At 71.2% G+C, this 403-nt stretch carries 1 pseudogene; it reads left to right on the forward strand.

The annotated features are described in order from the left end of the window. A pseudogene (locus AC1DDG_RS21765) lies at positions 1 to 403 on the forward strand (HNH endonuclease signature motif containing protein); the annotation flags it as partial.

Raw genomic sequence — 403 nt, forward strand, 5'->3', positions numbered from 1 at the left:
GCCCTCGCCACCAACACCCTGCCAGCCACCGGCGGACTCCGGCCCCAGGTCATGGTCACCATCAGCTACCAGGACCTCCTGAACCGCCTCCACACCACCGCCGCCAACGGCCCCCGCTACACCCGACACACACCCACGACCCGGACAACCACCAACACCGACGGCCCCAGCCGCCCCGGCGACAATGCACAAACCCACTGGCAAAACCCGGCAGCCACAGGCACCGCACCCGCAGCGACCGACGACACCGCGACCGGCCAGCCCCCGCTCCCCGACACGCCCGCCGGGACCGGGACGTTCGCCTTCACCGGCCCCGTCACCCCCGCCACCGTCCGCAAAATCGCCTGCGACGCCGACATCATCCCCATCCTCCTCGGCAGCCAAGGCCGCATCCTGGACATCG

The organism is Arthrobacter sp. 10L430, assembly GCF_056395245.1.